Genomic DNA, 22,783 nt, shown 5'->3' with positions numbered 1-22,783 from the left:
AGATGACGAGTACTGTTCGTCGCGTGCTGGCAGAACGACGACATCAACTCATCCTGCGGGCCCTGCGCTCCGGGGGTCCCGCAGCCGTGACCGATCTCTCCGAACAGCTGGGCGTGAGCCCTGCCACGGTCCGGCGAGATCTGGTCAGACTGGAGGAGGAAGGCCTGCTCACACGTGTACACGGTGGCGCCGTGGCGGACGAGGGTGACCAGCCCTTCGCCGAGGTCGCCGAGGTGCGCGTGGCCGAGAAGGACGCGATAGCCGCCGAGGCCGCCTCTCTCGTCGAGGACGGGCAGTCCGTGCTGCTCGACATCGGCACCACCGCCTACCGGCTCGCCCGGCAGCTGCACGGCCGCCGGCTCACGGTGATCACCAGCAACCTGGTGGTCTTCGAGGAGCTGGTGGACGACGAGGGCATCGAACTGGTGCTCCTGGGTGGCATGGTCCGGCGCGAGTACCGCTCCCTGGTCGGCTTCCTCACCGAGGACAACCTGCGCCAGCTGCACGCCGACTGGGTCTTCCTGGGCACCAGCGGCGTCCGGCCCGGCGGTCAGGTGATGGACACCACGGTGGTCGAGGTGCCGGTCAAGCGCGCCATGATCAAGGCCGCCGACCGGGTCGTGCTGCTCGCCGACCGTGCCAAGTTCCCGGGCACGGGCATGGCGAAGGTCTGTGGCCCGGGGGAACTGGACATGGTGGTGACGAACGCGCCGGTGGACCCGGCGACGCAGTCCGCTCTGCAGGAGGCCGGGGTGCAGATCATCACGGCAGGAAAGGTGCGACCTTGAAGCTGACCATTCTGGGAGGCGGCGGATTCCGCGTCCCGCTCGTGTACGGGGCGCTCCTGGGCGACCACGCCGAGGGCCGGGTGACGCGTGTCGTCCTGCACGACCTGGACGCCGGCCGCCTCTCCGCGGTCACCCGGGTCCTGGCCGAGCAGGCGGCGGGGGTGGCCGACGCCCCCGAGGTGAGCGCCACGACCGACCTCGACGAGGCGCTCACCGGCGCCGACTTCGTCTTCTCCGCGATCCGCGTCGGCGGTCTGGAGGGCAGAGCGAACGACGAGAAGGTGGCGCTGGACGAGGGTGTCCTCGGCCAGGAGACGGTCGGGGCGGGCGGTATCGCCTACGGCCTGCGCACGGTCCCGGTGGCCGAGGACATCGCGCGGCGCGTCGCGCGGGTCGCCCCCGACGCCTGGGTCATCAACTTCACCAACCCGGCAGGCCTGGTCACCGAGGCCATGTCCCGCCACCTCGGCGACCGCGTCATCGGCATCTGCGACTCCCCGGTGGGCCTCGGCCGCCGGATCGCCCGGGTTCTCGGCGCGAACCCCGGCGAGGCATGGATCGACTACGTCGGCCTCAACCACCTCGGCTGGGTACGCGGCCTACGGGTGAACGGCCGCGACGAACTCCCGCGACTGCTCGCCGACCCCGACCTCCTCGGCTCCTTCGAGGAGGGCAAGCTCTTCGGCACCGACTGGCTCCAGTCCCTGGGCGCCATCCCGAACGAGTACCTGCACTACTACTACTTCAACCGCGAGGCCGTACGCGCCTACAGCGAGGCCGAGAAGACCCGCGGCGCCTTCCTGCGCGACCAGCAGGCCGGCTTCTACGACGAGATGAAACGTCCGGACGCCGACGCCCTCACCGCCTGGGACCGTACCCGCGCCGAGCGCGAGGCGACCTACATGGCCGAGGCCCGTGAGACGGCGGGCGCGGGCGAACGCGACGCCGACGACCTGTCCGGCGGCTACGAGAAGGTCGCCCTCGCCCTGATGCGGGCCATCGCCCGCGACGAGCGCACCACGCTGATCCTCAATGTCCAGAACCGAGGGACGCTCTCGGTGCTCGACTCCGAGGCCGTCATCGAGGTGCCCTGCCTGGTCGACGCCAACGGCGCCCACCCCGTCACCGTCGACCCGCTGCCCGACCACGCCTCCGGGCTGGTCTGCTCGGTCAAGGCGGTCGAACGCGAGGTGCTCGCCGCCGCCGACTCCGGCTCCCGTACGACGGCGGTCAAGGCGTTCGCCCTGCACCCCCTCGTCGATTCCGTGAACGTGGCCCGCAGACTGGTCGACGGATACACCTCGGTCCACCCCGGCCTGGCGTACCTTAAGTAAGCGCTTTCCCGGTCTTGTCCGGTCTGCTCGTATCCGGGTCTGTTCGTACCCGGTCTGCTCACATCTGGTCTGCTCGTATCTGGTCTGGAGACTTCTCATGCACGACGAACGCCGGCGGATCGAGGAGCGCGTCCAGCGCCTCCACGACCAGCGGATCAAGGCGGCGATCTACGCGGCCACGGTTCCCTTCGAGGTAGAGGCCTGGCAGGCGCCGGGCGAGCCGGTCTCCTTCGAGGAGGCGGCGGCGGCGTCGTACGCGCCCTTCGCCATGGACACCCTCTGGGGGCCGCCCTGGGGCACCACCTGGTTCCGGATGCGCGGCCGGGTGCCCGCCGAGTGGGCCGGCCGGCGTGTAGAGGCGGTCATCGACCTCGGCTTCGTCGGCGACTGGCCCGGCAACCAGGCCGAGGCCCTGGTCCACCTCACCGACGGCACCCCGCTGAAGGCGGTCAACCCGCTCAACCAGTACGTGCCGATCGCCAACCCGGCGACTGGCGGCGAGGAGATCGACTACCTCGTCGAGGCGGCCTCGAACCCGGACATCCTCGCCGAGAACTTCTCCAAGATCACCCCCATGGGTGACATCCTCACCGCCGGCGACAAGCCGATCTACACCTTCCAGCGCGCCGACCTCGCCATCCTCGACGAGGAGGTCTTCCACCTCGACCTCGACGTCCAGGTACTGCGCGAGCTGATGCTGGAGCTGGACGACCACGACCCGCGCCGCCACGAGATCGCGCACACCCTGGACCGCGCCCTCGACCTCCTCGACCTGGACGACGTGGCCGGTTCGGCGGCGGCGGTACGAGCGGCCCTGGCGCCCGCGCTGGCCAAGCCGGCCAACGCCAGCGCCCACAAGATCTCGGGTGTGGGCCACGCGCACATCGACTCGGCGTGGCTGTGGCCGATCCGTGAGACCAAGCGCAAGACGTCCCGCACCTTCTCGAACGTCACCTCGCTGGCCGACGAGTACGAGGACTTCATCTTCGCCTGCTCACAGGCCCAGCAGTACGAGTGGGTGCGCGACAACTACCCCAAGGTGTGGGCCCGCATCCAGGAGTCGGTGAAGAAGGGCCAGTGGGCTCCGGTCGGCGGCATGTGGGTCGAGGCCGACGGCAACCTGCCCGGCGGTGAGGCGATGGCCCGCCAGCTCATCCACGGCAAGCGGTTCTTCATCGAGCACTTCGGCGTCGAGACCAAGGGCGTGTGGCTGCCGGACTCCTTCGGCTACACCGCGGCCTACCCGCAGCTCGCCAAGCTCGCCGGCAACGACTGGTTCCTCACCCAGAAGATCTCCTGGAACCAGACCAACAAGTTCCCCCACCACACCTTCTGGTGGGAGGGCATCGACGGCACCCGTATCTTCACCCACTTCCCGCCGGTCGACACCTACAACGCCCGCTTCAGCGGCGAGGAGATGTCCCGCGCGTCGCGCAACTACCAGGAGAAGGGCGTCGCGTCGCGTTCGCTGGCCCCCTTCGGCTGGGGCGACGGCGGCGGCGGCCCCACCCGCGAGATCATGGAACGGGCGCGCAGGCTGGCCGACCTGGAAGGCTCGGCGACCGTCGAGATCGAGCACCCCGACGACTTCTTCGCCAAGGCCCGCGAGGAGTACCCCGACGCCCCGGTCTGGGTCGGTGAGCTGTACCTGGAGCTGCACCGGGCCACGTACACCTCGCAGGCCCGCACCAAGCAGGGCAACCGGCGCAGCGAACACAGGCTGCGCGAGGCCGAGTTGTGGGCGACGACGGCCGCGCTGCACGCGCCGGGCTACGCCTACCCGTACGAGCACCTGGACCGCCTCTGGAAGACGGTCCTGCTCCACCAGTTCCACGACATCCTGCCCGGCTCGTCCATCGCCTGGGTGCACCGCGAGGCGGAGGCCGAATACGCCCGCGTGGCCGAGGAGTTGGAGACGATCACCGCCGAGGCGGTGGCCGCGCTCGGCGGCGGCGAGTCCCGCGCCTTCAACACCAGCCCGTACGACCGGGCCGAGGTGGTCCGCACCTCGACGGGCGTCCCCATGTACGTGGAGGTCCCGGCGAGCGGCAGCGCCCCGCTGGCCGTCGCGGAGCCCCCGCGGCCGGTGACGATCGCCGCCGGACGGATCCTCGACAACGGGCTCGTACGGGTCGAGCTGGCCGAGGACGGCACGCTGGCCTCGGTCCGCGACCTGAGGGCGGACCGCGAAGTCCTCGCCGACAAGGGCAACCTGCTCCGGCTGCACACCGACCTCCCGAACTACTGGGACGCCTGGGACATCGACAAGCACTACCAGAACCGCTACACGGACCTGCTGGAGACGACCTCCGTCACGGTGACCGACGAGGACCCGCTCCTCGGCGCCATCCGGGTGGAGCGCGACTTCGGCAAGGGCTCGAAGATCGTCCAGACGATCACCGTCCGGGCCGGCAGCCCCCGGATCGACTTCGAGACGGAGATCGACTGGCACGAGGCCGAGAAGATCCTCAAGGCGGCGTTCCCGGTGGACGTCCGTGCGGCGCACTCCAGCGCGGAGATCCAGTTCGGCCACGTCCAGCGGCCCACGCACACCAACACCACGTGGGAGTCGGCCCGCTTCGAGGTCTCCGGCCACCGCTGGGTGCACATCGCCGAGCCCGGCTACGGCGTCGCGGTCCTCAACGACTCGACGTACGGCCACGACGTCTCCCGCACGGTCCGCGAGGACGGCGGTACGACGACCACGGTCCGCCTGTCGCTGGTGCGCGCCCCGCGGATCCCCGACCCCGGGGCCGACCAGGGCAAACACCGCTTCACGTACTCGCTGCTGCCGGGTGCGAGCATCGCGGACGCGGTCGCCGAGGGCTACTCCCTCAACCTGCCGCTGCGGGTCGCGGACGCGGCGGGGGCGCCGGAGCCGGTCGTGTGGGCGGACGGCGACGGTGTGACGATCGAGGCGGTGAAGCTCGCCGACGACGCGTCCGGCGACGTCGTCGTCCGCCTCTACGAGTCGCGCGGCGGCCGGGCGGAGGGTGCGCTGTGCACCGGGTTCGCGCTGGCGGGTGCGAAGATCACGGACCTGCTGGAGCGGCCCCTGTCCGAGGCGCCGACGGACGGTGACTCGGTGCCGGTGCGGCTGCGGCCGTTCGAGGTGCAGACGTTGAGGCTGGCTGTTCGGTAAGGGTTTTTGGCTGCGGGCCGGTGGGGGCTGGTCGCGCCCACGCGGCGGAGCCGCATATCGACACAGCCCCGCGCCCCTGTCGGGGCGCGGGGCGCGCCCGGCCCGCCCCCGGCCCGCGCCTGCCGGTCAGCCTGTGAAGCCGGCCGTGATCGACGTGAACTGCCAGGTGTTCTGGCTGATGCCCGAGCAGTTGCTGACCACTCCGCCGCCGGGGCATGACCGGTCGCGGTTGACCGCCCAGTAGGCGAGGCGGGCGATGTGGTGGGAGTTGGACCAGTCGCGGATCTGCGTCCAGGTCGTCGGGCTGGTCAGTTCCTGCTGGTCGGACAGGCCGTTCATGCCGGATATCCCGATGTGGGCGTACGCCGTCGCGTCGTCCCAGCCGAACGTGGAGCGCAGTTTCGTCTTCAGCCCCTCCGTGGCGTTGACGGTGCTGGCGTACATGTCGGCGCCGCCGCCGAAGTCGAACGGCATGATCGTGAACACGTCGATGCCGGCGCCGAGGGCCGACGCGCGCTCGATGAGACGGTTGCCCCAGTAGTTCGGACCGGTGGTCGACGTGCCGAAGGTCAGGATCGTGCGCAGGCCCGGGTTGTTCGCCTTGACGATCTTCAGGGCGCCCAGGATGCGGTCCTGCACCACCTCGTTCTCGAATTCGTCCGAGTTCTCGATGTCGACGTCGATCGCCTTGAGTCCGTACGCGTCGATCACCTTCTGGTAGGCGCCCGCGAGTGCCTCGGGCGTCGAACAGTTCGGGCCCAGCTTGTTGCCGCTCCAGCCACCGATCGACGGAACGATGTCACCGCCCGCCGCACGGATGGAGTTGATGACGCTCTGGTCGTTGCCGCCGGTCAGCGCGCGGGTGCCGTCCCAGGCCGGGTTGCAGCCGCCCGAGGACAGGATGAACGCCATCGTGAACCACTTGACGCCCGTCGCGCTCATCACCGAGGTCGGGCTCGGCGGGTCGCCCCAGCCGAGGTAGAGGTAGGGAGCCGCCTGCTTGAACCCGGTGGTGCCCCCGCCGGCGTCCGTCGTGACGCTCACGGAGTTGGAGGCCGCCGAGACGTTGCCCGCCGCGTCGCGGGCCTTCACCGAGAAGGAGTACGCGGTGCTCGGTGAGAGTCCGCTCACAGTGGCCGTCGTACCGGAGACGCTCTGCACCTGGCTCGCGCCGCGGTAGATGTCGTACGCCGTGACGCCGACGTTGTCCGAGGCGGCGTTCCAGGTCAGGGAGACCGTCGAGGAGGACTTGGCAGTGGAGCGGAGGGTGCCGGGCGCGGTCGGGGCCTGGGTGTCCGAGCCGCCACTGCCCGGGCCGTCGAGGCTGATGTCGTCGGCGTAGTAGGTGCCCTGGCCGTACCAGCCGTGGGTGTAGACCGTGGCGGTGGTCTGTGCCGCGCCTGTGGTGAAGGTGACGGACAGTTGGACGTAGGCCGAGGGGGACGTCGTCCAGGTCGAGGGGCCGCTGTCGACGCCGAGGTAGACGTACGAGCCGCGCACCCAGCCTTGAAGCGTGTAGGCGGTGTTCGGGCGGACGGCGACGGTCTGGGCGCACTGGGCGTTGTCGCTCGAACTGGCCGCCCCAGCAAGGGACTTGGTGCCGCCATGGACGGGGGAGGAAGCGACCTGGCCGAGGTTGCCGGTGCAGGACCAGGGGGAGAGGGAGCCCGACTCGAAGCCGGGGTTGGACAGGACGTTGGCCGCCTGAGCGGTGCCGGGCAGAGCGACCGCCCCGGCCAGGGCCAGGGTGGCGGAGCCGAGCAGGGCGAGCAGTCGGTGTCTGGTGAGTGTGAAGCGCACGCGGTCTCCCTGAAGCGGTGGGGTGATTCGGGAGTGCAGAGCTCTGCACGAAGGTGCAGAGGGATGCGCAACAAAGTTGGTCTGGACCAGTCGGGCTGTCAAGAGACTGAGCACCGATTGGTCCAGACCGATGGGGGTGAGTCTGGTGGAGGAGAGGAGGGGGTCGGGCGGGGCGGTTACGCGGTGGCCGCCGCCGGTGCTCCCGCGGATGCCTCCGCCGCCGCTTCCGTGACCGGCTCATCGGCGGCTGCCGTAGCCGGTGCGGCCGGCAGCGTGGACGTGGGCTCCGGAACCTCGTCCGCGGTCGCCGACACGGTGCGCACCAGGCGCGGCGCGGAGATCACCGCGTAGTCCTGCCCGAGGAACGGCGGCACCAGATCACCCGGGTCCTCGCCGAGCGCCAACTGCACCGCCGCCCAAGGGGCGTTGATGCCGCACAGTGAGAGCTGGTGCAGACCGCCGGCCGGACGGGTGTTGACGTCCATCAGGACCGGCCGGTCCTCGTACATCCGGAACTGGATGTTGCTCAGGTGGTGCAGTCCGAAGCCCTCGGCGATGAGCCGCGCGGGCTCCAGCCAGGCCTCGTCGAGGGTGAAGCCGCGCCGCCGGCCGTTCTTGGTGCGGCCGATCGCCATCCGGGTGCGCGAGTCGGTGCCGGTGAGGCAGTCGACGGACACCTCCGGCTGCTCCAGACGGGGCATCACCAGCCAGTCGACGTCCTCGTCGGTGTTCCGCAGCACGTCGAGGACCATGTCCAACTGGACGTAGGGGCTGGGGAACCCGTTGAGGTGCGACATCGAGAAGGGGGCGCGCGTGATCATGCGGAAGCCCACCCCGCCCGCGCCCGCCGCCGGCTTGAAGCACGCCTTGTGGCCGTCGGACTCCAACTGATCGACGGCGACGATGAGTTCCTCGGCGCTGCGCACCCGCCACCAGGGCGGCACCGGGACGCCGACGGCCTCGACGGCCTGGTAGGCGGTCGCCTTGTCCTGGAAGACGGCCACCGCCTCCGGCGTCGGCGCGAGCAGCTTGGTGCCGACGGCCTCGAAGTCCGCGCGGTGCTCGACGATCGCGTCCTGGTGCAGACGCGGCACGAACACGTCGATCTCGCGACGGTCGCACTGGTCGAGCGCGTACTCGACGTACGCGGCGGGGGACAGGCCCTCGGGCTCCATGGCGGCGGTGTCGGCGGCGGCCAGGACGGGGGAGTCGGCGTCCCCGTGGGTGGCGTGGATCTCGACCGCGCGGTCGCTGGGATTTCTCCGCAGCTGTTCCATGAAGAACACGTTCTCCGCGTACGTGCGGTTCAGCCAGACGCGTACGCGAGAGACCATGCAGGGCCACCTTTCAAGGTTCACGGGCACGGCAAAATAGGGCCGAGCCCGGCCAGGGGAGAGTTGGGAACACGACAAGCCACCCGGGTGCGAACCGGATTTCTGGCGGAAGTGTTGAGGCGATCATAAGGCTCCGCAGACCCTGTTCCTGCTACGCGCGTGTTACGGAATTGACAGCAGTACCCCGTGTGTTGCCTTGTGTACCAACCGTGGCCCCCTGTAATGATCTTCGGCCCCGTCCGGTGAGCTGCGCCGAGAGGGTGCCGGGAGGGCGGGGAGCCGTACTTGTCCGGCTGCCGGTGATGTGTTCTTGTGGGTCCGAACGTGCGCTCGCGGGGGCGGAGTTCGGATGCGGAAGGGGCTGGGGTGGAGACGACGGCCGGTGGTGCCGGACAGTTGCTGGCGATCAGTGATCTGCACATCGGCTACCCGGAGAACCGCACCCTGGTCGAACAGATGTACCCCGAGACGGACGACGACTGGCTGCTCGTCGCCGGCGACGTGTCGGAGGCGGTGGCCGACATCCGCTGGGTCCTCGAAACCCTTGCGGGCCGCTTCCGCAAGGTCGTCTGGGCACCCGGCAACCACGAGCTGTGGACCCACCCCAAGGACCGGGTCACCCTGCGCGGGGTCGCCCGCTACGAACACCTGGTCGAGCTGTGCCGCGAGCTGGGTGTGACGACGCCCGAGGACCCGTACCCCGTGTGGGAGGGACCCGGCGGCCCCGTGGTCGTCGCGCCGCTCTTCCTCCTCTACGACTACTCCTTCCTCCCGCGGGGGTGCGCGACCAAGGAGGAGGGGCTGGCGTACGCGCACACCACCGGCATCGTCTGCACCGACGAGTACCTCCTGCACCCCGACCCCTACCCGACCCGTGAGGCCTGGTGCCGGGCCCGGGTCGCGGAGACCGAGCGCCGGCTCGCCGAACTGCCCGAGGACCTGCCGACGGTGCTCGTCAACCACTATCCGCTGGACCGGCATCCCACGGACGTGCTGTGGCACCCCGAGTTCGCCATGTGGTGCGGCACCACGCTGACCGCCGACTGGCACCGCCGGTTCCGAGCCCTGACCATGGTCTACGGCCATCTGCACATCCCTCGGACCACCTGGCACGAGGGCGTCCGCTTCGAAGAAGTGTCAGTGGGCTACCCCCGCGAATGGCAGAAGCGCCCCGGAGACCCGGGACGGCTGCGCCGCATACTGCCGATGGAGGTCGGATCCGGTGATCGAGGAGCTGCTTCCGGCCACGGTGGTGGCCGTGGAGACGCACGGTGACGAGTGGGCCGACAGCGCGTACGGGACCGGCGGGCCCGGGGGCGCGACGCTGTATCCCGAGGAGGAGGCGCTCGTGGCCCGGGCGGTGCCCAAGCGCGTCCGCGAGTTCACCCTCGTACGCGCGTGCGCCCGCCGGGCCATGGAGAAGCTCGGGGTGCCGCCGCAACCCGTGCTCCCCGGTGAGCGGGGCGCCCCGCAGTGGCCGGCCGGCCTGGTCGGCAGCATGACCCACTGCGAGGGCTTCTGCGCCGCCGCACTGGTCCGCGCGGACGACCTGGCCTCCCTCGGCATCGACGCCGAACCCCACCAGCCGCTGCCCGAGGGCGTCCTCGGCTCCGTGTCCCTGCCCACGGAACAGGCACACCTGCGCGCGCTGACCGCCAATGGCCCGGACGCGCCCGGAGACCGGGTGCACCGGGACCGGGTGCACTGGGACCGGCTGCTGTTCAGCGCCAAGGAGTCGGTCTACAAGGCGTGGTTCCCCCTCACCGGCAGGTGGCTGGACTTCAGCGAGGCCGACATCGAGTTCACGGCAGTGCCCGGCCCGCACCCGTACGGCACCTTCCGGGCCCGTCTGCTGGTGCCCGGGCCGGTTGTCGACGGCCGGGAACTCGGGTACTTCGACGGGCGCTGGACCGTGCGGCGAGGGCTGTTGGCGACGGCGGTCAGTGTGCCGCACCAGCCTGCCTGAGCAAGCGGAAGAATCTCTCCTCGTTGCCCGTCAGACCCGCCTGCGCCAGGGCCGCTTCCGCCTCCGCGAGGACGGCGGGCGGCACCACGGGTGGTCGTGGGCTCCCCGGCGGTACGTCGAAGGCGGCGCGGACGGTGTGCAGCAGCCGCAAGTAGGCCTGTACGGCGCTGCGCTCACGGTCGGTCAGTACGGCGGTCGGCATCGGACGGCTCTCCCCATGTCGGCGTCATCTCTGCTCAGTGGTGCACCTCCCAGCTTGCCGCCCGCCACTGACAATCCCGGTGCCGTACGCGTCGGTTCGCTCGCTTAGCGGAGGCGAAACCTCCTCGAAACGCCTCGTGAGAATGGGGTTCTACGCTGGATAGAAAGGGTTTTCGGCAAGGAGTTCAGGGCACAGGAAGCGGGGAGGTGAGCGGCGTGACGGACATCCCGCGTCACGGACCGGCACGCGCGGTACGGCTGCGACCGGTGGGCGACGGTGAGCTGGAACTGCGGTACCGCGTCGTGCACGGCTACCGCCGGGCCTTCCGGATGGCCGGCGAGGGGCCGGCCCTCGTCCTGATCCACGGCATCGGGGACTCCTCGGCGACCTGGGCCGAGCTGATCCCCGACCTCGCCCGCAACCACACCGTGATCGCCCCTGACCTGCTCGGTCACGGCGCCTCCGACAAGCCGCGCGCCGACTACTCGGTGGCCGCCTACGCCAATGGCGTGCGCGATCTGCTCACCAGCCTCGGCATCGAGTCCGCGACACTCGTCGGACACTCGCTCGGCGGCGGCGTGGCCATGCAGTTCGCCTACCAGTTCCCCGAGCGCACCGAGCGGCTCATCCTGGTCAGCGCGGGCGGTGTGGGCCGCGAGGTCAACCCGGTCCTGCGTGCGGTGTCACTGCCCGGCGCCCATCTCGCGCTCTCCGCGCTGCGGCTGCCCGGCATGCGGCTCCAAGTGGGGCTCACCGTACGGTTGATGAAGCTCCTGAACACCGATCTGGGCCAGGACGCCCACGAACTGCTCACCCTCGTCGACGCGTTGCCCGACGAGACCTCCCGCAACGCCTTCATCCGCACCCTGCGTGCGGTCGTCGACTGGCGCGGGCAGGTCGTGACGATGCTCGACCGGTGCTATCTCACCGAGGGGATGCCGACGATGCTGTTGTGGGGGGACCGGGACAGTGTGGTGCCGGTGCGGCACGCGTACCGGGCGCACGAGGCGATGCCCGGCAGCCGGCTGGAGATCTTCGAGGGGGCGGGACATTTTCCGTTCCACGGTGATCCGGCGCGGTTCGTGGCGCTGGTGGAGGAGTTCACCGGGGGGAGTGCGCCGGCCGACTGGAGTCGGGAGCACTGGCGTGAGCTGTTGGTCGACGGGCGGCCCTGTGATGTCCACGGGCGGGTGGTGGGACGGGACTTGCGTGAGGTCAGCGAACGTAGCGCCACGTAGTGATTTGGCTGCCGGTCCGCTGTGGCTGGTCGCGCAGTTCCCCGCGCCCCTACAAGCCCCTCCCGTCCCGTATCTCTGCCACCACCGGGGACCGGCGCAGGGCGTGGGACATGGCTACCAGGTCGCGGGGGGCCTCTGTGGCCGATGGCGGGCCGCCGTTATCTGTTGTCGCCGCAGTGATGATTCTGCCGTCCGGGTCCGCCGCCCTTGACCGTAACGCCGCGGTCACCATGGCCGCGTCCGCCTCGGCCCGGGCGATGTCGGGGGAGGAACCCGCGGCGCGGGCGGTCTCGTAGGCCCGGGTCCGGACGGTCGGGTCGAAGTACGGGTAGAGGCTGAGCATGCCGTCGTGGATGTCGGACTCACGTCGGGTGACCTGGAGTTCGGCCGGTGACCACCAGGCGATACGGACCGCGTGGGCGCCGTGGTCGGACAGGGGGGCGAGCTCGCGCCACAGCGGGTTGAGGCGGCGGTACGTCGACCAGGTGCTCCACACGTCCCCGAAGCGCTGGCAGGCCAGCGGGATGCAGAAGCCGGCCGCGGTGATGACCTCCGCGGCGGCGGCCAGCGCGGGGGCGACGTAGGTGCTCAGGTAGTCGAGGTCGCCGCCGTTCCAGCGGGCGACGACGGCCACCAGCTTCGTGGCCGCGAAGGCGATGTTGCAGAAGAAACCGGCCACGATGACGAGCAGCCCCACCCGCAGCGAGCCGCGCACCCGCAGCGCCCATGGCCAGCACACCATGTTCATCGCGATGTTCGCGACCGTCAGCGCGACGAGGTAGAGGACGATCATCTCGCGGACGAAAGGGGTGTTCGCGTAGTACGTGTCGAAGTCGCGCACGCGCTGCTCGGGCGTGTCCCCAAGGGCGAACAGGGCCCCCGTCGCCACGATCACGACCGCGTACCCGGCGATCCAGCGGTGCGAGGCACGCCGGGTGGCCTCGGGCGGGCCGCCGCGCCAGTTGATGATCAGCACCAGGCAGGAGGCGCTGAAGGCGCTCAGCAGGCAGTACACCAGCGGCGCCGAGAAGTTCGGGACGGCGGTGAGGCGGTTGACCCAGGTGATGGTCGGCGGGGCCGCGAAGAGGAACACCAGCACGGACAGCAGGAGCAGCGCGTACACCGACCGCAGCAGCGGGTCGCGCCAGGCGCGCAGCACCGCCCGGCCCTTGAGGAGGAGGACGATCACCATCGCGGCGGACGGCACGTAGTAGCTGGAGTCGTTCACGGCGGGCGCCGACTCAGCTCTGCGGCCCGCGATAGCCCAGGGAGGCCTCGATACGGCCCGCGAGCTGGTCGCGCCGCACGGGCCGGCGCGCCGAACCGGCGAGCCATGTACGGCACTTGCTGGCCAGCAGCAGACCGAAGCTCTCGGCGTCCTGCTCGTCGGCGAGGTCGGAGCGGGTGCGGGCGGCCACCTTGCGGACCGTCGCCTGGAGGTCCGCGGTGTCGCTCAGCAGCCGGGCGGCGACCGCCGCGCCCTCGACGTGATGGCCGCAGTGTCCGGCCTGCATGTGCCACAGCTCGTGGCCCAGGATCACCAACTGGTGGTCGGGCGCCGTGCGTTCCTCGACCACGATGAGGTCCTGGTCGGCCATGTCGAGCCACAGCCCGCTGGCCGTGCCGGGCGGGAAGGGGGCCGCGCGGAACACGACGGGACGGCCCCGGCGCCTGCTCATGGCGTCGCACAGCGCCGCGTAGAGGTCGGCGGGTTCGGCCGGTGCCCGGAGCTGCAGCTCGGTCACCAACTCGCCGCACAGGCGGCGCATTTCCTTGCCGATGTTCACAGTCATCCCTCGGATCACGACTCCGGCCGCTTGACGCTCTCCAGAAGCATGTCCAGCCACTCGGCGACCTTGTCGCGATGCTGGTCGGAGGGAAGCTGCGCCGCCCGCCAGGCGATTCCGCGGACGCCGTGGTCCTGCAGCAGCCGCTGCAGCGGGTCGTCTGCGGCCTTCGCCGCCTCGCGCTCCCTGTCGGCGAGCTGCTGGAGAAGATCCTGCTCGGAAGCCTGGAGGGCGCCCGCGAGTGCCTCGGGATCCTCCGCGGTGAGGAAACCGGCGTGCACTCTGAAGAAGCGCTGGATGGCGTCGCAGTGCTCCATGGTGGGGCGCCGGTCGCCGTTGATGAGTGCGCCCGCCTGCTGGCGCGACATGCCGGCGCCGTCGGCGATCTCCTGCTGCGTGTACTTGCGGCCGTTCGGTTTCAGCCGGGTGCGGCGCAGCAGACCCAGCCGCTGAAGGAAACGGGCCTGGAGATCGGGTTCGCCGGCGCTCTGCCCGCTCAGCAGGGCCTTGACGACGCTCTCCGGTACGCCGGACACCGCGGAGAGCCGCCCGGTGTGGAAGACCTCGGCGTGCGGTACTCCGAGCCGGTCCGCGAGCGCGGTGACCCGGGCCACGACGGCGGACAGCAGAACCGTCGCCGTGGCGCCCGGAACCTCGTAGCCATCGGTCACCGACAGGTCTCCTACCGTCTTCTGTGTATGTGCGGTCGCTGAGTCTTCGCGTACGTGTACGTCTTCCGCGACTTCGTCGGTCGCCGTGAACTGCCCGGAGAGAGTAGCGGGTTGTTCGAACTCACATCCAGCTCTCGCCACATCTGTGGCCAGATTCAGCCGTCAACAGGCATGAAATGCCACGATAGTTGACACGGCTCCTGCCAGGGCAGCAGGATCAGGGCGCCGCGTGAAGGCCGCATAGGCAAGAGGGGTGACCTCCCGATGGCATTTCAGGCAGGAGGGCAGCGGCCGGCGCCGCGGCCCGTCCCCGAGAGTCCCGAGGCCCAGGCGTATCTGCGGGACTACGCCACACTCGTCGAGGCCGTGACCTTTCCGTCCGTCGTCCTCGACCACCGCTGGGACGTGGTCCTCTCCAACACCGCGTTCGAGACACTTTTCCGCGCGGTCGGCCCGCATCCCACGGCCATGCCCGGCGACAACTTCCTCCGTTTCGTCCTCTTTCATCCGGACGCGGGCACGGTCCTGGGCGAGCACGAGTCGAGCTGGTGTCTGCCGATGCTGGCGCACTTCGCCGCCGCGGTGGAGCGGCACTCCCAGGACCGCGGCCTCCAGGCCATCCGCCGCGACATCGCCCAGGACCCGCTCATGGAGGCCGCCTACCGGCAGGGCCTGCCGCACTGGATCCGGGCGGTCGGCGCGGAGGCCGTCGAGCACGACGGGGCCGTACGCCCGCTGCTGCACCCCGACCCGCGCTGGGGCGCCACCGAGTGCCGGGTCGTGGGCGAGACCCCCAAGTCTCTTGAGGACATGGGCTATACGAGGCTGACGCTGGTGCTCCGCGAGACGCGGCGCCCGGCGGACGTCTCGCGCGGACCACGCCGCCCGCGGCGCTCGGCGAGCCACCTGAGCGTGGTGCCGGCCCGGGAGGTGTGAGACGGGACCTGGCCGCGGAACCGTCGGCGTTCAGGTCGTCGACGGCACCGGGGCCACCGCCTGTCCTTGACGGTCTCCGACGGGCCGGGTGCCGGTGTTCCGCGCCTGGCCGCCCGGATCTACGCGTAGACACCGGTACGGAGTTCGGCGAAGCGCGGGGCGACGCGGGTGAGGCGGGTCGATGCCAGGGGCGGCGAGATGGTGGCTCAGAGGTCGAGGACGAGCCGTGGACCACGGCAGCGGGACACACAGATGAGCATCGTCTCGCCCGCCTCCCGTTCCTCGTCCGAGAGCACCGAGTCCCGGTGGTCCGGGGTGCCTTCGAGCACGTCCGTCTCACAGGTCCCGCAGGTGCCCTCGGTGCACGAGAAGAGCACCTCGACCCCCGCGCCGCGCACGGCATCCAGCACGGACACCTCGACGGGCACGGTCAGCGTACGACCGCTGCGCTGCAGGACGACCTCGAACTCGCTGTCACTGCCGACCTGTTGGGCCTTGGGCGCGAACCGCTCGACGTGCAGCGCACCGGCGGGGCAGACCGTCTCCACCGCGTCGAGAAGGGCCCCGGGGCCACAGCAGTAGACGAGGGTGCCCTCCGGCAGCCGCCCGATCTCCGCGTCGAGGTCCAGGAGCCCTGTCTCGTCCTGCGGAGCGAACGTGACCCTGTCCCCGTACCGCCCCAACTCCTCGGTGAACGCCATGGAGTCACGGGTCCGCCCGCCGTACAGCAGCGTCCACTCGGCGCCCGCCGCCTCGGCGGCGGCGAGCATCGGGAGGATCGGCGTGATGCCGATACCGCCCGCGACGAAGCGGTACCGCGGAGCCGGCTTGAGGGCGAAGTGGTTCCGGGGCCCGCGTACCCGCACCTTGTCGCCCAGTCCCAACTGCCCGTGCACGTATGCCGATCCGCCGCGCCCGTCCGGCTCGCGCAGCACCGCGATCCGCCACGACGAGCGGTCGAGGGGGTCGCCACAGAGCGAGTACTGCCGCTCAAGGTCGGGCCCGAGCACGACATCGACATGGGCGCCCGGTTCCCAGCCCGGCAACTCCTCGCCCAGCGGGTGCCGCAGGGTGAGCGCGAGCACCCCGTCTGCGGCCGACTCCCGCCGCTCCACGACGAGTTCGGCTTCGTAGACGCTCATGAGCTGTTTCCCTGTCGCTGATCCGCCCGTGGCTGGTGTTCCTGCGGCTGATGTCCCTGTGGGTGGGCGAGCATCCACTCCCACATCTCGATGGGGTCCTGCGAGCGGTGTTCCCGGCCGCAGTGGCAGGTGCCGTGCAGGACGTCCGTGCCCGGCAGCCACGCGATGCGGTAGATCTCGCGCGGTGTCTCGGAGAGGGGCACGCCGTTCACAGGACCTTCTCCACGGGCTTCTCGCCCTCCTCGACCAGCCTCGCGAGGATCCGGCGGGCCGCGAGACCGCCGGTGTCGATGTTGATGCTCAGCTCCTGGTACCCGGCCCGTTCCGAACCCAGCGTCCGCTGAAGGAGGTTGAGCGCGTCGACGTCCTGCATGACCACCGTGTGGTTGTTGCCCCGCAGGAACTCCGTGACCTCGTCGTCGTCCGTGGCCCAGTCGCGCGAGACCATCCAGAAGTCGTACACCTTGCCGTCGGCCGACGGGGTGATGGCGTACGTGATCTCGGTGTGGAACCCGTTCGGGTCGCTGCCGTCGGCCTCGGGCAGGACGCCCACCGGCGCGATCCGGCTGTGCAGCAGATACAGACACGGCGCGTGGTACTCGATGTCCTGCCAGCGCGTGATCCGTCCCTCGATGCCGGTCGACCTGGCGTAGAAGGGCGGGCACTCGGCGTCGTCCATGTGCCGGCTCACCCGGACGATGCCGGCGCCCTCGTCGACCTCCGTGGTGATCGGCGTCTCGGCGACCTCGGGGGTACCGATGTAGCCGCCGTGCAGATAGGTCTCGTGGGACAGATCGAGGAGGTTGTCGACGAGCAGGCCGTAGTCGGCGTCGATCGGCTCCATGCCCTTGACGGTGACCCAGCCGGGGGAGTCGAGGTGCCGGGCGCGCGGAATCGTGTCGGCGTCGGCGAGGGCGGGGTCGCCGATCCACACCCAGATCAGGGCGTCCTGCTCGACCACCGGGTAGGAGGCGACGCGGGCGGTGCGCGGAATGCGTTTCTGCCCGGGCACGTACACGCACGCGCCCGTGGTGTCGTAGGTGAAGCCGTGGTAGCCGCACACGATCCGGTCGCCGTCGAGTCCGCTCTCGGAGAGCGGGTAGCGCCGGTGCACACACCGGTCGGCCAGGGCGACGGGTGTTCCCTCGTCCTCGGTGCGGTAGAAGACGAGCGGCTCTCCGAGGATGGTCCGGCCGAGCAGCTCCCGCCCCACTTCGTGGCTGTAGGCGGCGACGTACCACTGGTTCCTGGCGAAGGCGGTGGTGTGGGGCATGGCGTTCCCGTCCCTGAGAGCGGGGCGTCATCGCCCCGCGGCCGTGGTTGGACTCAGGGTCCTGAGAGACGCCACCACCGCGCAAGGCGGCTTCTGTCAGGCGGAAGCGCTTCTGCGGCCGGGCTGGTCAGCGGTGGTGCGAGCGCCCCGGTACGCCCGTCAACGGGAGTACCGGGGCGCGCTCGGTGGGGGTCAGCCCTGGCTGCAGTAGTCGACCCAGCGGTGCGAGGAGATGTTGTTGTTGACGGTGGCACCGAACTGGGACAGGCCCGCGCCGTAGGTGAAGTGGTAGTTGTCGGTGGTGGTGTCCCACCAGCGGTCACCCTGGCCGATGCAGGCGTGTGCGCCGCCGCCGTTGGGAGCTGTGTACAGGTCGACCGCGTCCAGGCCGCCCGCGTAGCCGTTGTTCCAGATGTCGGAGGTCAGGTTGCGGCAGCTGCCCCAGTTGTCGGAGTTGCCCTGCCACTTGCACTCCCGGCCGCCGCCGTAGGGCTGGGTGTAGACGTGCAGGTAGCCGTCCGCGGAGGCGAGCTGGACGGACTTGGTGCCCTGCGTACCCGCGTCCAGGGCGCTGGCGCTGGAGAGCGGGGAGAAGAGGGCGGCGACGGCGGCGGCGGAGGCCGCGACGGTGAAGAGACGCTTGACGGACATGGTGTTCCTCGTTTTCGTCGGTTAGTTGTTGCGTGGTGAGTGGGGATGGTTCGACCACGGCTCGGCGGCCGTGGGGGTCTGTTGGGGGAGCGGGCCGGGTCAGTGGCCGCGAGCGACGATCGCGCGGGCCCGGGGCAGCGCCTCGCGCTTGAGGCGCGCGAGATCGGCCGTCTCCTGGGGATAGCGTCGCCGCAGCTTGTCCCAATACTCGGTGTCAAGGGACTTCGCCACGGTCGACAGGCCGCTGGAGGCTGCGCAGGCCGCCTCGGCCGAGGCCAGCCGTACTTCCTTGGCGTGCGGCCAGGGATCTGCCGGCTGGGTGGCCGCGGCACGGGCCTCGGCGGGGCCCGGGTATGTGTACCCCTGGTCGCGCATACAGCGTGCCCATGGTTCGACGGCCGCCCGGTAGCGCTTGTCGTTCGTCACGAGACCGACGCGCGTGCCGGCCAGGCTGTCGGTGACCCGGGTGGCCCGGAACCAGGCCTGGAGGTCGGAGTACAGCTCTCGTTCGGCGGCGGCCTGGCAGCCCTGGTCACTGTGGGAGACCTGCATGCCGCCCGGCAGCCGGGCCGAAAGCCCTTGTGGCCGCGCCCCGTTGAGGGCGCTCACCAAGGCGGCCCGGCCCTTCTCGGGCATGGAGTGGAAGTACCGCTGGTTGGGGTTGCGCCGGACCTCGGCCTCCCGGTCGCGCCGCAGGTCGGTGCCGTACCCGCGGGCCTTGGCCCATGCCGGGTCGTCCACGACGTACGGGAAGCGGGTCGAGACGTCATCGGGCCTGGGCGGCTCGACCCAGTATTCGTGCCCCTGCTTCTCCATGCACTCCTTGATGAGGAGCTGCTCGGCGAGCGCCAGCGTCTCCCGAGGGTCGCCCGTGGTCCGGCGCGGGCCGGCGTCGGCGGCACCGGGAACGGCGGCACCGGAGACCGCGGCGGTGCCACCCGCGCAGCCGGTGGCCGTCGTAGCCAGCAGACCGGCGGTCAGCAGAGCCAAGGTCCAGCGGTGCATACGGCGCCTCCCGGGGCTCCTGTCGAACGAACGTGTTCTTCTCGACCCGTTGACGCCTCGCGGGCCGCATCCGTATGCGCTCGGATCTCGGGTTTCTTTTCTTTCTCCGACGCTCATACGACGACGTCGGAAGAGCCGTCCTTCCTGCGCGCCACGCGACTCACCGAGCGGCGGAATCCAGCCAACCGATGACAGAGCAGAGGAGCGTCGACCTTGCCGGCGGCACGGCCGAGAGGCTCTGTCGCCCCGTGATCGCGCGGAACGGAACCGGTTGGCCGCATCGACCGGATCCGGTCACGGCGGTCCGGCCGCCGCCGTGCCGGACGCGTGATCGCCGATATCTTTTACCCTGTTCCGCGGGGCGGACGGTACGGCGATCGGGGAGCGATGTTCGAGGTGCGGCTGCTCGGTCCGGTGGAGGTGTGGGAGGGCGACCGGCGGGCTCCGCTCGGCGGTGTCAGACCCCTCGCGGTCCTCTCGGCGCTGATCGTCCACCTCGGTGAGGTGCTCTCCACCGAGCGGCTCGTGGACTGCGTCTGGGACGAGCGGGCACCGGCCACCGCGGGCGCCCTGGTGGCCACCCATGTCTCCGCCGTGCGGCGCGCACTGGCCCAGGTCACCCCGGCCGCGGTCGTCCGGACGCGACCGCCCGGCTATGTCGCCGACCTCGACCCGTCCCAGATCGACGCCCGCCGTTTCGAGGATCTCCTCGCCTCGGGCCGGACCTCGGCTGCGGACGGCCGCCCCGAGGAGGCCGCCGACCTGCTGTCCGAGGCGCTGGGGCTGTGGCGCGGCCCGGAGGCACTGGAAGGGCTCGCCCAGTCGTTCGCCCGGATAGAGGCCGCCCGGCTGGCGGAACTGCGGCTCATCGCCCAGGAGGAGTCCTTCGCTCTGCGACTGGACCTGGGCGACGCGGACCGGACGATCGCTCCCCTGCTCGCACACGTCGCCGCCCACCCCCTGCGGGAGCGGCCACGCGGCCAGCTGATGACCGCGCTGTTCCGCACCGGCCGGGTCTCCGACGCCCTGCGCACGTATCAGGAGGGCCGCGCGATCCTGCGCGACGAACTCGGCATCGACCCCGGGCCGCAACTGCGGTCCCTGCACCAGGCGGTACTGACCAACGACGCGAAACTGTCCGGCGACGCCGGGCACCAGCGCGCGGGGCGGGAGCAGCCGAGGCTCCCGAAGCCGTCACCGGGCGCCGCCCGCGACACGTCCAGCGCCCCGCCGAGACCCGCGCCGTCTCATCTCCCGCCGGACATAGCCGACTTCGTGGGCCGATCCGAGCAGATCGACTGGGCCTCCTCGCTGCTGCGCCAGGTCGACGAGACCAGCCGTACCGCCCCACCGATCGGCGTGTTCTCCGGCCGTTCCGGAACAGGCAAGACCGCGCTCGCCGTACACGTCGGCCACCGTATGTCCGCGCTCTTCCCGGACGGCCGCCTGTTCGTGGACCTGCGCGCGGGGGACACCGCCCCGCTGCAGCCCGCCGACGCCCTGGCCAGGCTGCTGCGCGCCATGGGAGCCGACCCGGAGGATCTGCCGACCTCGGTCGAGGAGCTGACGGGGCTTTACCGCACGCTCATCGGGCGCCGGCGCGTTCTGCTGATCCTGGACAACGCGGCCGGCGAGGCGCACGTACGGCCCCTGCTGCCCCCCGGCCCCGGCTGCGCGGTGCTCGTCACCAGCCGGCGCCGGCTGGTGGCGCTGGAGGGTGCCGCCCATCTGGACCTGACCGTGCCCGACCAGGCGGAGGCGCTCGAACTCCTGCGCCGGGTCGCCGGCCCGGACCGTACGGACGCCGAACCGGAGCGGGCCGCCGAGATCGTCTCGCTGTGCGGGCGGCTGCCGCTGGCGGTGCGCATCGCCGGCGCCCGGCTGGCGGCCCGTCCGCACTGGGCGCCCGGCCGGCTCGCCCGACGACTGCGCGACCAGCGCAGCCGGCTCAACGAACTGCGCGCCGGAGACCTGGAGTTGCGCACCAGCCTTGAGCTCGGCTACGCCGACCTGGACCTGTCGGAGCGCCGGGCGCTGCGGCGGCTGGCCCTGTTCGACCTGCCGGACTTCGCGGCCTGGATCGCCGCCCCCCTGCTGGACATCGGCACGCCGGAGGCCGAGGAGGCGGTGGAGCGGCTGGTGGACTGCCACTTCATCGATGTGATCGGCCTCGACGACACGGGGCGCAGCCGCTATCGCATCCATGACCTGGCCCGGGAACACGCACGCGAACACTGTCTGTCCGAGGAGAGCGCCGAGGAGCGCAGGGCGGCCGTGCTGCGGCTGGTGGCCTCCTGGCTGGGGCTGGCCAGGAAAGCGGCGGCCCTGGGCCCGGGCGCGGCCGGCCGGTACTTCCCCGAGCCGGCCGCCGTACGGGCCCTCGACGCGGAGACGGAGGAGGAGCTGCTGGAACGCCCCGCGTCCTGGTTCGCCGCCGAACAGGCCTGTCTGCTCGCGGCGGTGGAGTACTGCGCGGACAACGGTATGGACCGCGCCGCCCGCGACCTGGCCGGCGCGTTGATCGCGAGCTCGGCCGCGCTGTACAACCAGTTCGACGCCTGGACCCGCTCGCACGCCGCCGCCATGGCCGCCGTACACCGCAGCGGGGACGGCGAGGGCGAGGCGTGGCTGCTCGCCGGGCTGGGCCAGCTGCGCTACGAACAGGACGAGTTCGAGGAGTCGTACACCTACTTCAGCAAGGCCCTGCGCCTGTTCGAGGCACGCGGCGACGTACCGGAGGGCGCGGCGCTCGCACTGGCCGGGATGGGGACGGCCCGTCGCGAACAGGCCGGGTACGCCGAGGCGTCGGAGCTGCTGAACGCGGCACTCGGCCTGTACGGGGAGTCCGGCGAGCGGGGCGCCCGGGCCCGGGTGCTGTACGGCATCGGCTACGTGCACCGGGAACAGGGACGGGGCGCGCAGGCCCGGCAGGTGCTCACGCGGGCGCTGGAGCTGTACCGCGCGGAGGGCGACCGCAACGGCGAGGCGCTGACCCTGCGCTCGCTGGCCCTGTGCCACCGGGCCGAGGCCCGACTCGCGGACGCCGAGCGGCTGTTGCACGAGGCGCTGCGGATCTTCGCCGGCCTGCGCGACACGTTCGGGGTGATGTACACCGAACAGTCGCTGGCCAAGACGGAGTTGCGGATGGGGCGTCTCGACGAGGCGCGCGAGCGGCTCGGCCGGTGCCTGGAGATCGCCCGCGAACGCCAGGACCGCTTCGGTGAGGCACTCGTCCTGCGCACCCTGGGCGAGTGGCATCTGGCGGCCGGTGATCCGGACGGCGCCCGGGAGCCGCTCGAGCGGGCGCTGTCGGCCTGGCAGACCCTGCGGCTGCCGCTGTGGCGGGCCCGTACCGTCCGCGATCTGGCCGAGGTGTGGGAGGCACAGGGGGACGCGGCGGCGGCGAGCTCGGCCCGGGCCGAAGCACACGCGGTCTTCCGGGAGTTGGGCTGCGGGACGACGGAACCGGCGGCGGACACCGAGTAGGTCCCGTACCGGCCGCCACCGTCTGCAG

At 71.1% G+C, this 22,783-nt stretch carries 19 protein-coding genes; 8 read left to right on the top strand and 11 right to left on the bottom strand.

Going from position 1 to position 22,783, the window contains the following annotated elements; translation table 11 throughout:
* Positions 1 to 23 precede the first annotated feature (23 nt).
* The 3 genes from QA861_RS06440 (at position 24) to QA861_RS06430 (ending at position 5,264) form a co-directional block, all read left to right on the top strand.
* Positions 24 to 788, top strand: coding sequence for a DeoR/GlpR family DNA-binding transcription regulator (locus QA861_RS06440; protein WP_334587236.1), 765 nt, complete (start codon positions 24 to 26; stop codon positions 786 to 788).
* On the top strand, positions 785 to 2,122 hold the full coding sequence (locus tag QA861_RS06435; protein WP_334587235.1) for a 6-phospho-beta-glucosidase: 1,338 nt from the start codon (positions 785 to 787) through the stop codon (positions 2,120 to 2,122). The genes QA861_RS06440 and QA861_RS06435 overlap by 4 nt, the downstream gene beginning before the upstream one ends.
* A gap of 97 nt (positions 2,123 to 2,219) precedes the next feature.
* Entirely contained in the window at positions 2,220 to 5,264 is a 3,045-nt protein-coding gene (locus QA861_RS06430) for an alpha-mannosidase (protein WP_334587234.1), read from the top strand.
* A gap of 126 nt (positions 5,265 to 5,390) precedes the next feature.
* On the opposite strand, the gene QA861_RS06425 is transcribed toward QA861_RS06430, so the two are convergent.
* A complete protein-coding gene (locus tag QA861_RS06425; RefSeq protein WP_334587233.1) occupies positions 5,391 to 7,064 on the bottom strand; it encodes a carbohydrate binding domain-containing protein in 1,674 nt (557 codons plus the stop codon).
* Positions 7,065 to 7,240: 176 nt separating this feature from the next.
* Positions 7,241 to 8,398 (bottom strand): ATP-grasp domain-containing protein, encoded by a 1,158-nt coding sequence (locus QA861_RS06420; RefSeq protein ID WP_334587232.1) that lies wholly within the window; start codon positions 8,396 to 8,398, stop codon positions 7,241 to 7,243.
* 366 nt (positions 8,399 to 8,764) lie between these two features.
* Between QA861_RS06420 and QA861_RS06415 the strand changes: the two genes are divergently transcribed.
* Positions 8,765 to 9,673 carry a metallophosphoesterase family protein gene (locus tag QA861_RS06415; RefSeq protein WP_334587231.1) on the top strand — a complete coding sequence of 303 codons (909 nt, stop codon included), beginning with the start codon at positions 8,765 to 8,767 and terminating at the stop codon, positions 9,671 to 9,673.
* Positions 9,621 to 10,364, top strand: a complete 744-nt coding sequence (locus QA861_RS06410; protein WP_334587230.1) for a 4'-phosphopantetheinyl transferase family protein — start codon at positions 9,621 to 9,623, stop codon at positions 10,362 to 10,364. The genes QA861_RS06415 and QA861_RS06410 overlap by 53 nt, the downstream gene beginning before the upstream one ends.
* Here the strand turns inward: QA861_RS06410 and QA861_RS06405 are convergent.
* Entirely contained in the window at positions 10,339 to 10,566 is a 228-nt protein-coding gene (locus QA861_RS06405; protein WP_334587229.1) for a hypothetical protein, read from the bottom strand. The genes QA861_RS06410 and QA861_RS06405 overlap by 26 nt on opposite strands.
* Before the next feature lie 215 nt (positions 10,567 to 10,781).
* Here QA861_RS06405 and QA861_RS06400 point away from each other — a divergent pair, with 215 nt between their 5' ends.
* Positions 10,782 to 11,804: an alpha/beta fold hydrolase gene (locus QA861_RS06400; protein ID WP_334587228.1), complete on the top strand. Its 1,023-nt coding sequence runs from the start codon at positions 10,782 to 10,784 to the stop codon at positions 11,802 to 11,804.
* 49 nt (positions 11,805 to 11,853) lie between these two features.
* On the opposite strand, the gene QA861_RS06395 is transcribed toward QA861_RS06400, so the two are convergent.
* From QA861_RS06395 to QA861_RS06385, 3 genes are read right to left on the bottom strand one after another with little or no spacing between them, the layout of a single operon-like run.
* Positions 11,854 to 13,032: an MAB_1171c family putative transporter gene (locus tag QA861_RS06395; protein ID WP_334587227.1), complete on the bottom strand. Its 1,179-nt coding sequence runs from the start codon at positions 13,030 to 13,032 to the stop codon at positions 11,854 to 11,856.
* 13 nt (positions 13,033 to 13,045) lie between these two features.
* Positions 13,046 to 13,573, bottom strand: a complete 528-nt coding sequence (locus QA861_RS06390) for a toxin-antitoxin system, toxin component (protein ID WP_334590474.1) — start codon at positions 13,571 to 13,573, stop codon at positions 13,046 to 13,048.
* 32 nt (positions 13,574 to 13,605) lie between these two features.
* Positions 13,606 to 14,262, bottom strand: a complete 657-nt coding sequence (locus QA861_RS06385; protein ID WP_334587226.1) for a helix-turn-helix domain-containing protein — start codon at positions 14,260 to 14,262, stop codon at positions 13,606 to 13,608.
* Positions 14,263 to 14,526: 264 nt separating this feature from the next.
* On the opposite strand from QA861_RS06385, the gene QA861_RS06380 reads away from it, so the two are divergent.
* Entirely contained in the window at positions 14,527 to 15,198 is a 672-nt protein-coding gene (locus QA861_RS06380; RefSeq protein ID WP_334587225.1) for an MmyB family transcriptional regulator, read from the top strand.
* A gap of 206 nt (positions 15,199 to 15,404) precedes the next feature.
* Here QA861_RS06380 and QA861_RS06375 read toward each other — a convergent pair whose 3' ends face one another.
* The 5 genes from QA861_RS06375 to QA861_RS06355 all read right to left on the bottom strand — a co-directional run bounded on the left by QA861_RS06375 (position 15,405) and on the right by QA861_RS06355 (position 19,269).
* The gene (locus tag QA861_RS06375) at positions 15,405 to 16,340 is read right to left on the bottom strand and encodes a PDR/VanB family oxidoreductase (RefSeq protein ID WP_334587224.1); all 936 of its coding nucleotides are present in this window, start codon (positions 16,338 to 16,340) and stop codon (positions 15,405 to 15,407) included.
* The gene (locus QA861_RS06370; RefSeq protein ID WP_334590473.1) at positions 16,337 to 16,543 is read right to left on the bottom strand and encodes a hypothetical protein; all 207 of its coding nucleotides are present in this window, start codon (positions 16,541 to 16,543) and stop codon (positions 16,337 to 16,339) included. Before QA861_RS06370 ends, QA861_RS06375 begins: the two co-directional genes overlap by 4 nt.
* Before the next feature lie 5 nt (positions 16,544 to 16,548).
* The gene (locus QA861_RS06365; protein WP_334587223.1) at positions 16,549 to 17,613 is read right to left on the bottom strand and encodes an aromatic ring-hydroxylating dioxygenase subunit alpha; all 1,065 of its coding nucleotides are present in this window, start codon (positions 17,611 to 17,613) and stop codon (positions 16,549 to 16,551) included.
* A 192-nt stretch (positions 17,614 to 17,805) separates the two neighbouring features.
* Positions 17,806 to 18,264 carry a hypothetical protein gene (locus QA861_RS06360; protein ID WP_334587222.1) on the bottom strand — a complete coding sequence of 153 codons (459 nt, stop codon included), beginning with the start codon at positions 18,262 to 18,264 and terminating at the stop codon, positions 17,806 to 17,808.
* A gap of 99 nt (positions 18,265 to 18,363) precedes the next feature.
* Positions 18,364 to 19,269: a hypothetical protein gene (locus QA861_RS06355; protein ID WP_334587221.1), complete on the bottom strand. Its 906-nt coding sequence runs from the start codon at positions 19,267 to 19,269 to the stop codon at positions 18,364 to 18,366.
* Between the two features lie 387 nt (positions 19,270 to 19,656).
* Between QA861_RS06355 and QA861_RS06350 the strand changes: the two genes are divergently transcribed.
* Positions 19,657 to 22,755 carry an AfsR/SARP family transcriptional regulator gene (locus QA861_RS06350; RefSeq protein WP_334587220.1) on the top strand — a complete coding sequence of 1,033 codons (3,099 nt, stop codon included), beginning with the start codon at positions 19,657 to 19,659 and terminating at the stop codon, positions 22,753 to 22,755.
* The last annotated feature ends 28 nt before the right edge of the window (positions 22,756 to 22,783 follow it).

The sequence above is a fragment of the Streptomyces sp. B21-083 genome, assembly GCF_036898825.1.
In the GTDB taxonomy this organism is placed as follows: Bacteria; Actinomycetota; Actinomycetes; order Streptomycetales; family Streptomycetaceae; genus Streptomyces.
The sequence above is the reverse complement of the archived record's forward strand: the minus strand, read 5'-3'. Positions and strand labels throughout refer to the sequence as shown.

What these genes read in the sequence shown, in the direction of transcription:
- QA861_RS06375 (WP_334587224.1), bottom strand. Translation starts at nt 16,340, where the DNA reads ATGAGCGTCTACGAAGCCGAACTCGTCGTGGAGCGGCGGGAGTCGGCC.
- QA861_RS06390 (WP_334590474.1), bottom strand. Translation starts at nt 13,573, where the DNA reads ATGCGCCGCCTGTGCGGCGAGTTGGTGACCGAGCTGCAGCTCCGGGCA.
- QA861_RS06380 (WP_334587225.1), top strand. Translation starts at nt 14,527, where the DNA reads ATGGCATTTCAGGCAGGAGGGCAGCGGCCGGCGCCGCGGCCCGTCCCC.
- QA861_RS06355 (WP_334587221.1), bottom strand. Translation starts at nt 19,269, where the DNA reads ATGCACCGCTGGACCTTGGCTCTGCTGACCGCCGGTCTGCTGGCTACG.
- QA861_RS06430 (WP_334587234.1), top strand. Translation starts at nt 2,220, where the DNA reads ATGCACGACGAACGCCGGCGGATCGAGGAGCGCGTCCAGCGCCTCCAC.
- QA861_RS06405 (WP_334587229.1), bottom strand. Translation starts at nt 10,566, where the DNA reads ATGCCGACCGCCGTACTGACCGACCGTGAGCGCAGCGCCGTACAGGCC.
- QA861_RS06365 (WP_334587223.1), bottom strand. Translation starts at nt 17,613, where the DNA reads ATGCCCCACACCACCGCCTTCGCCAGGAACCAGTGGTACGTCGCCGCC.
- QA861_RS06420 (WP_334587232.1), bottom strand. Translation starts at nt 8,398, where the DNA reads ATGGTCTCTCGCGTACGCGTCTGGCTGAACCGCACGTACGCGGAGAAC.
- QA861_RS06360 (WP_334587222.1), bottom strand. Translation starts at nt 18,264, where the DNA reads ATGTCCGTCAAGCGTCTCTTCACCGTCGCGGCCTCCGCCGCCGCCGTC.
- QA861_RS06350 (WP_334587220.1), top strand. Translation starts at nt 19,657, where the DNA reads ATGTTCGAGGTGCGGCTGCTCGGTCCGGTGGAGGTGTGGGAGGGCGAC.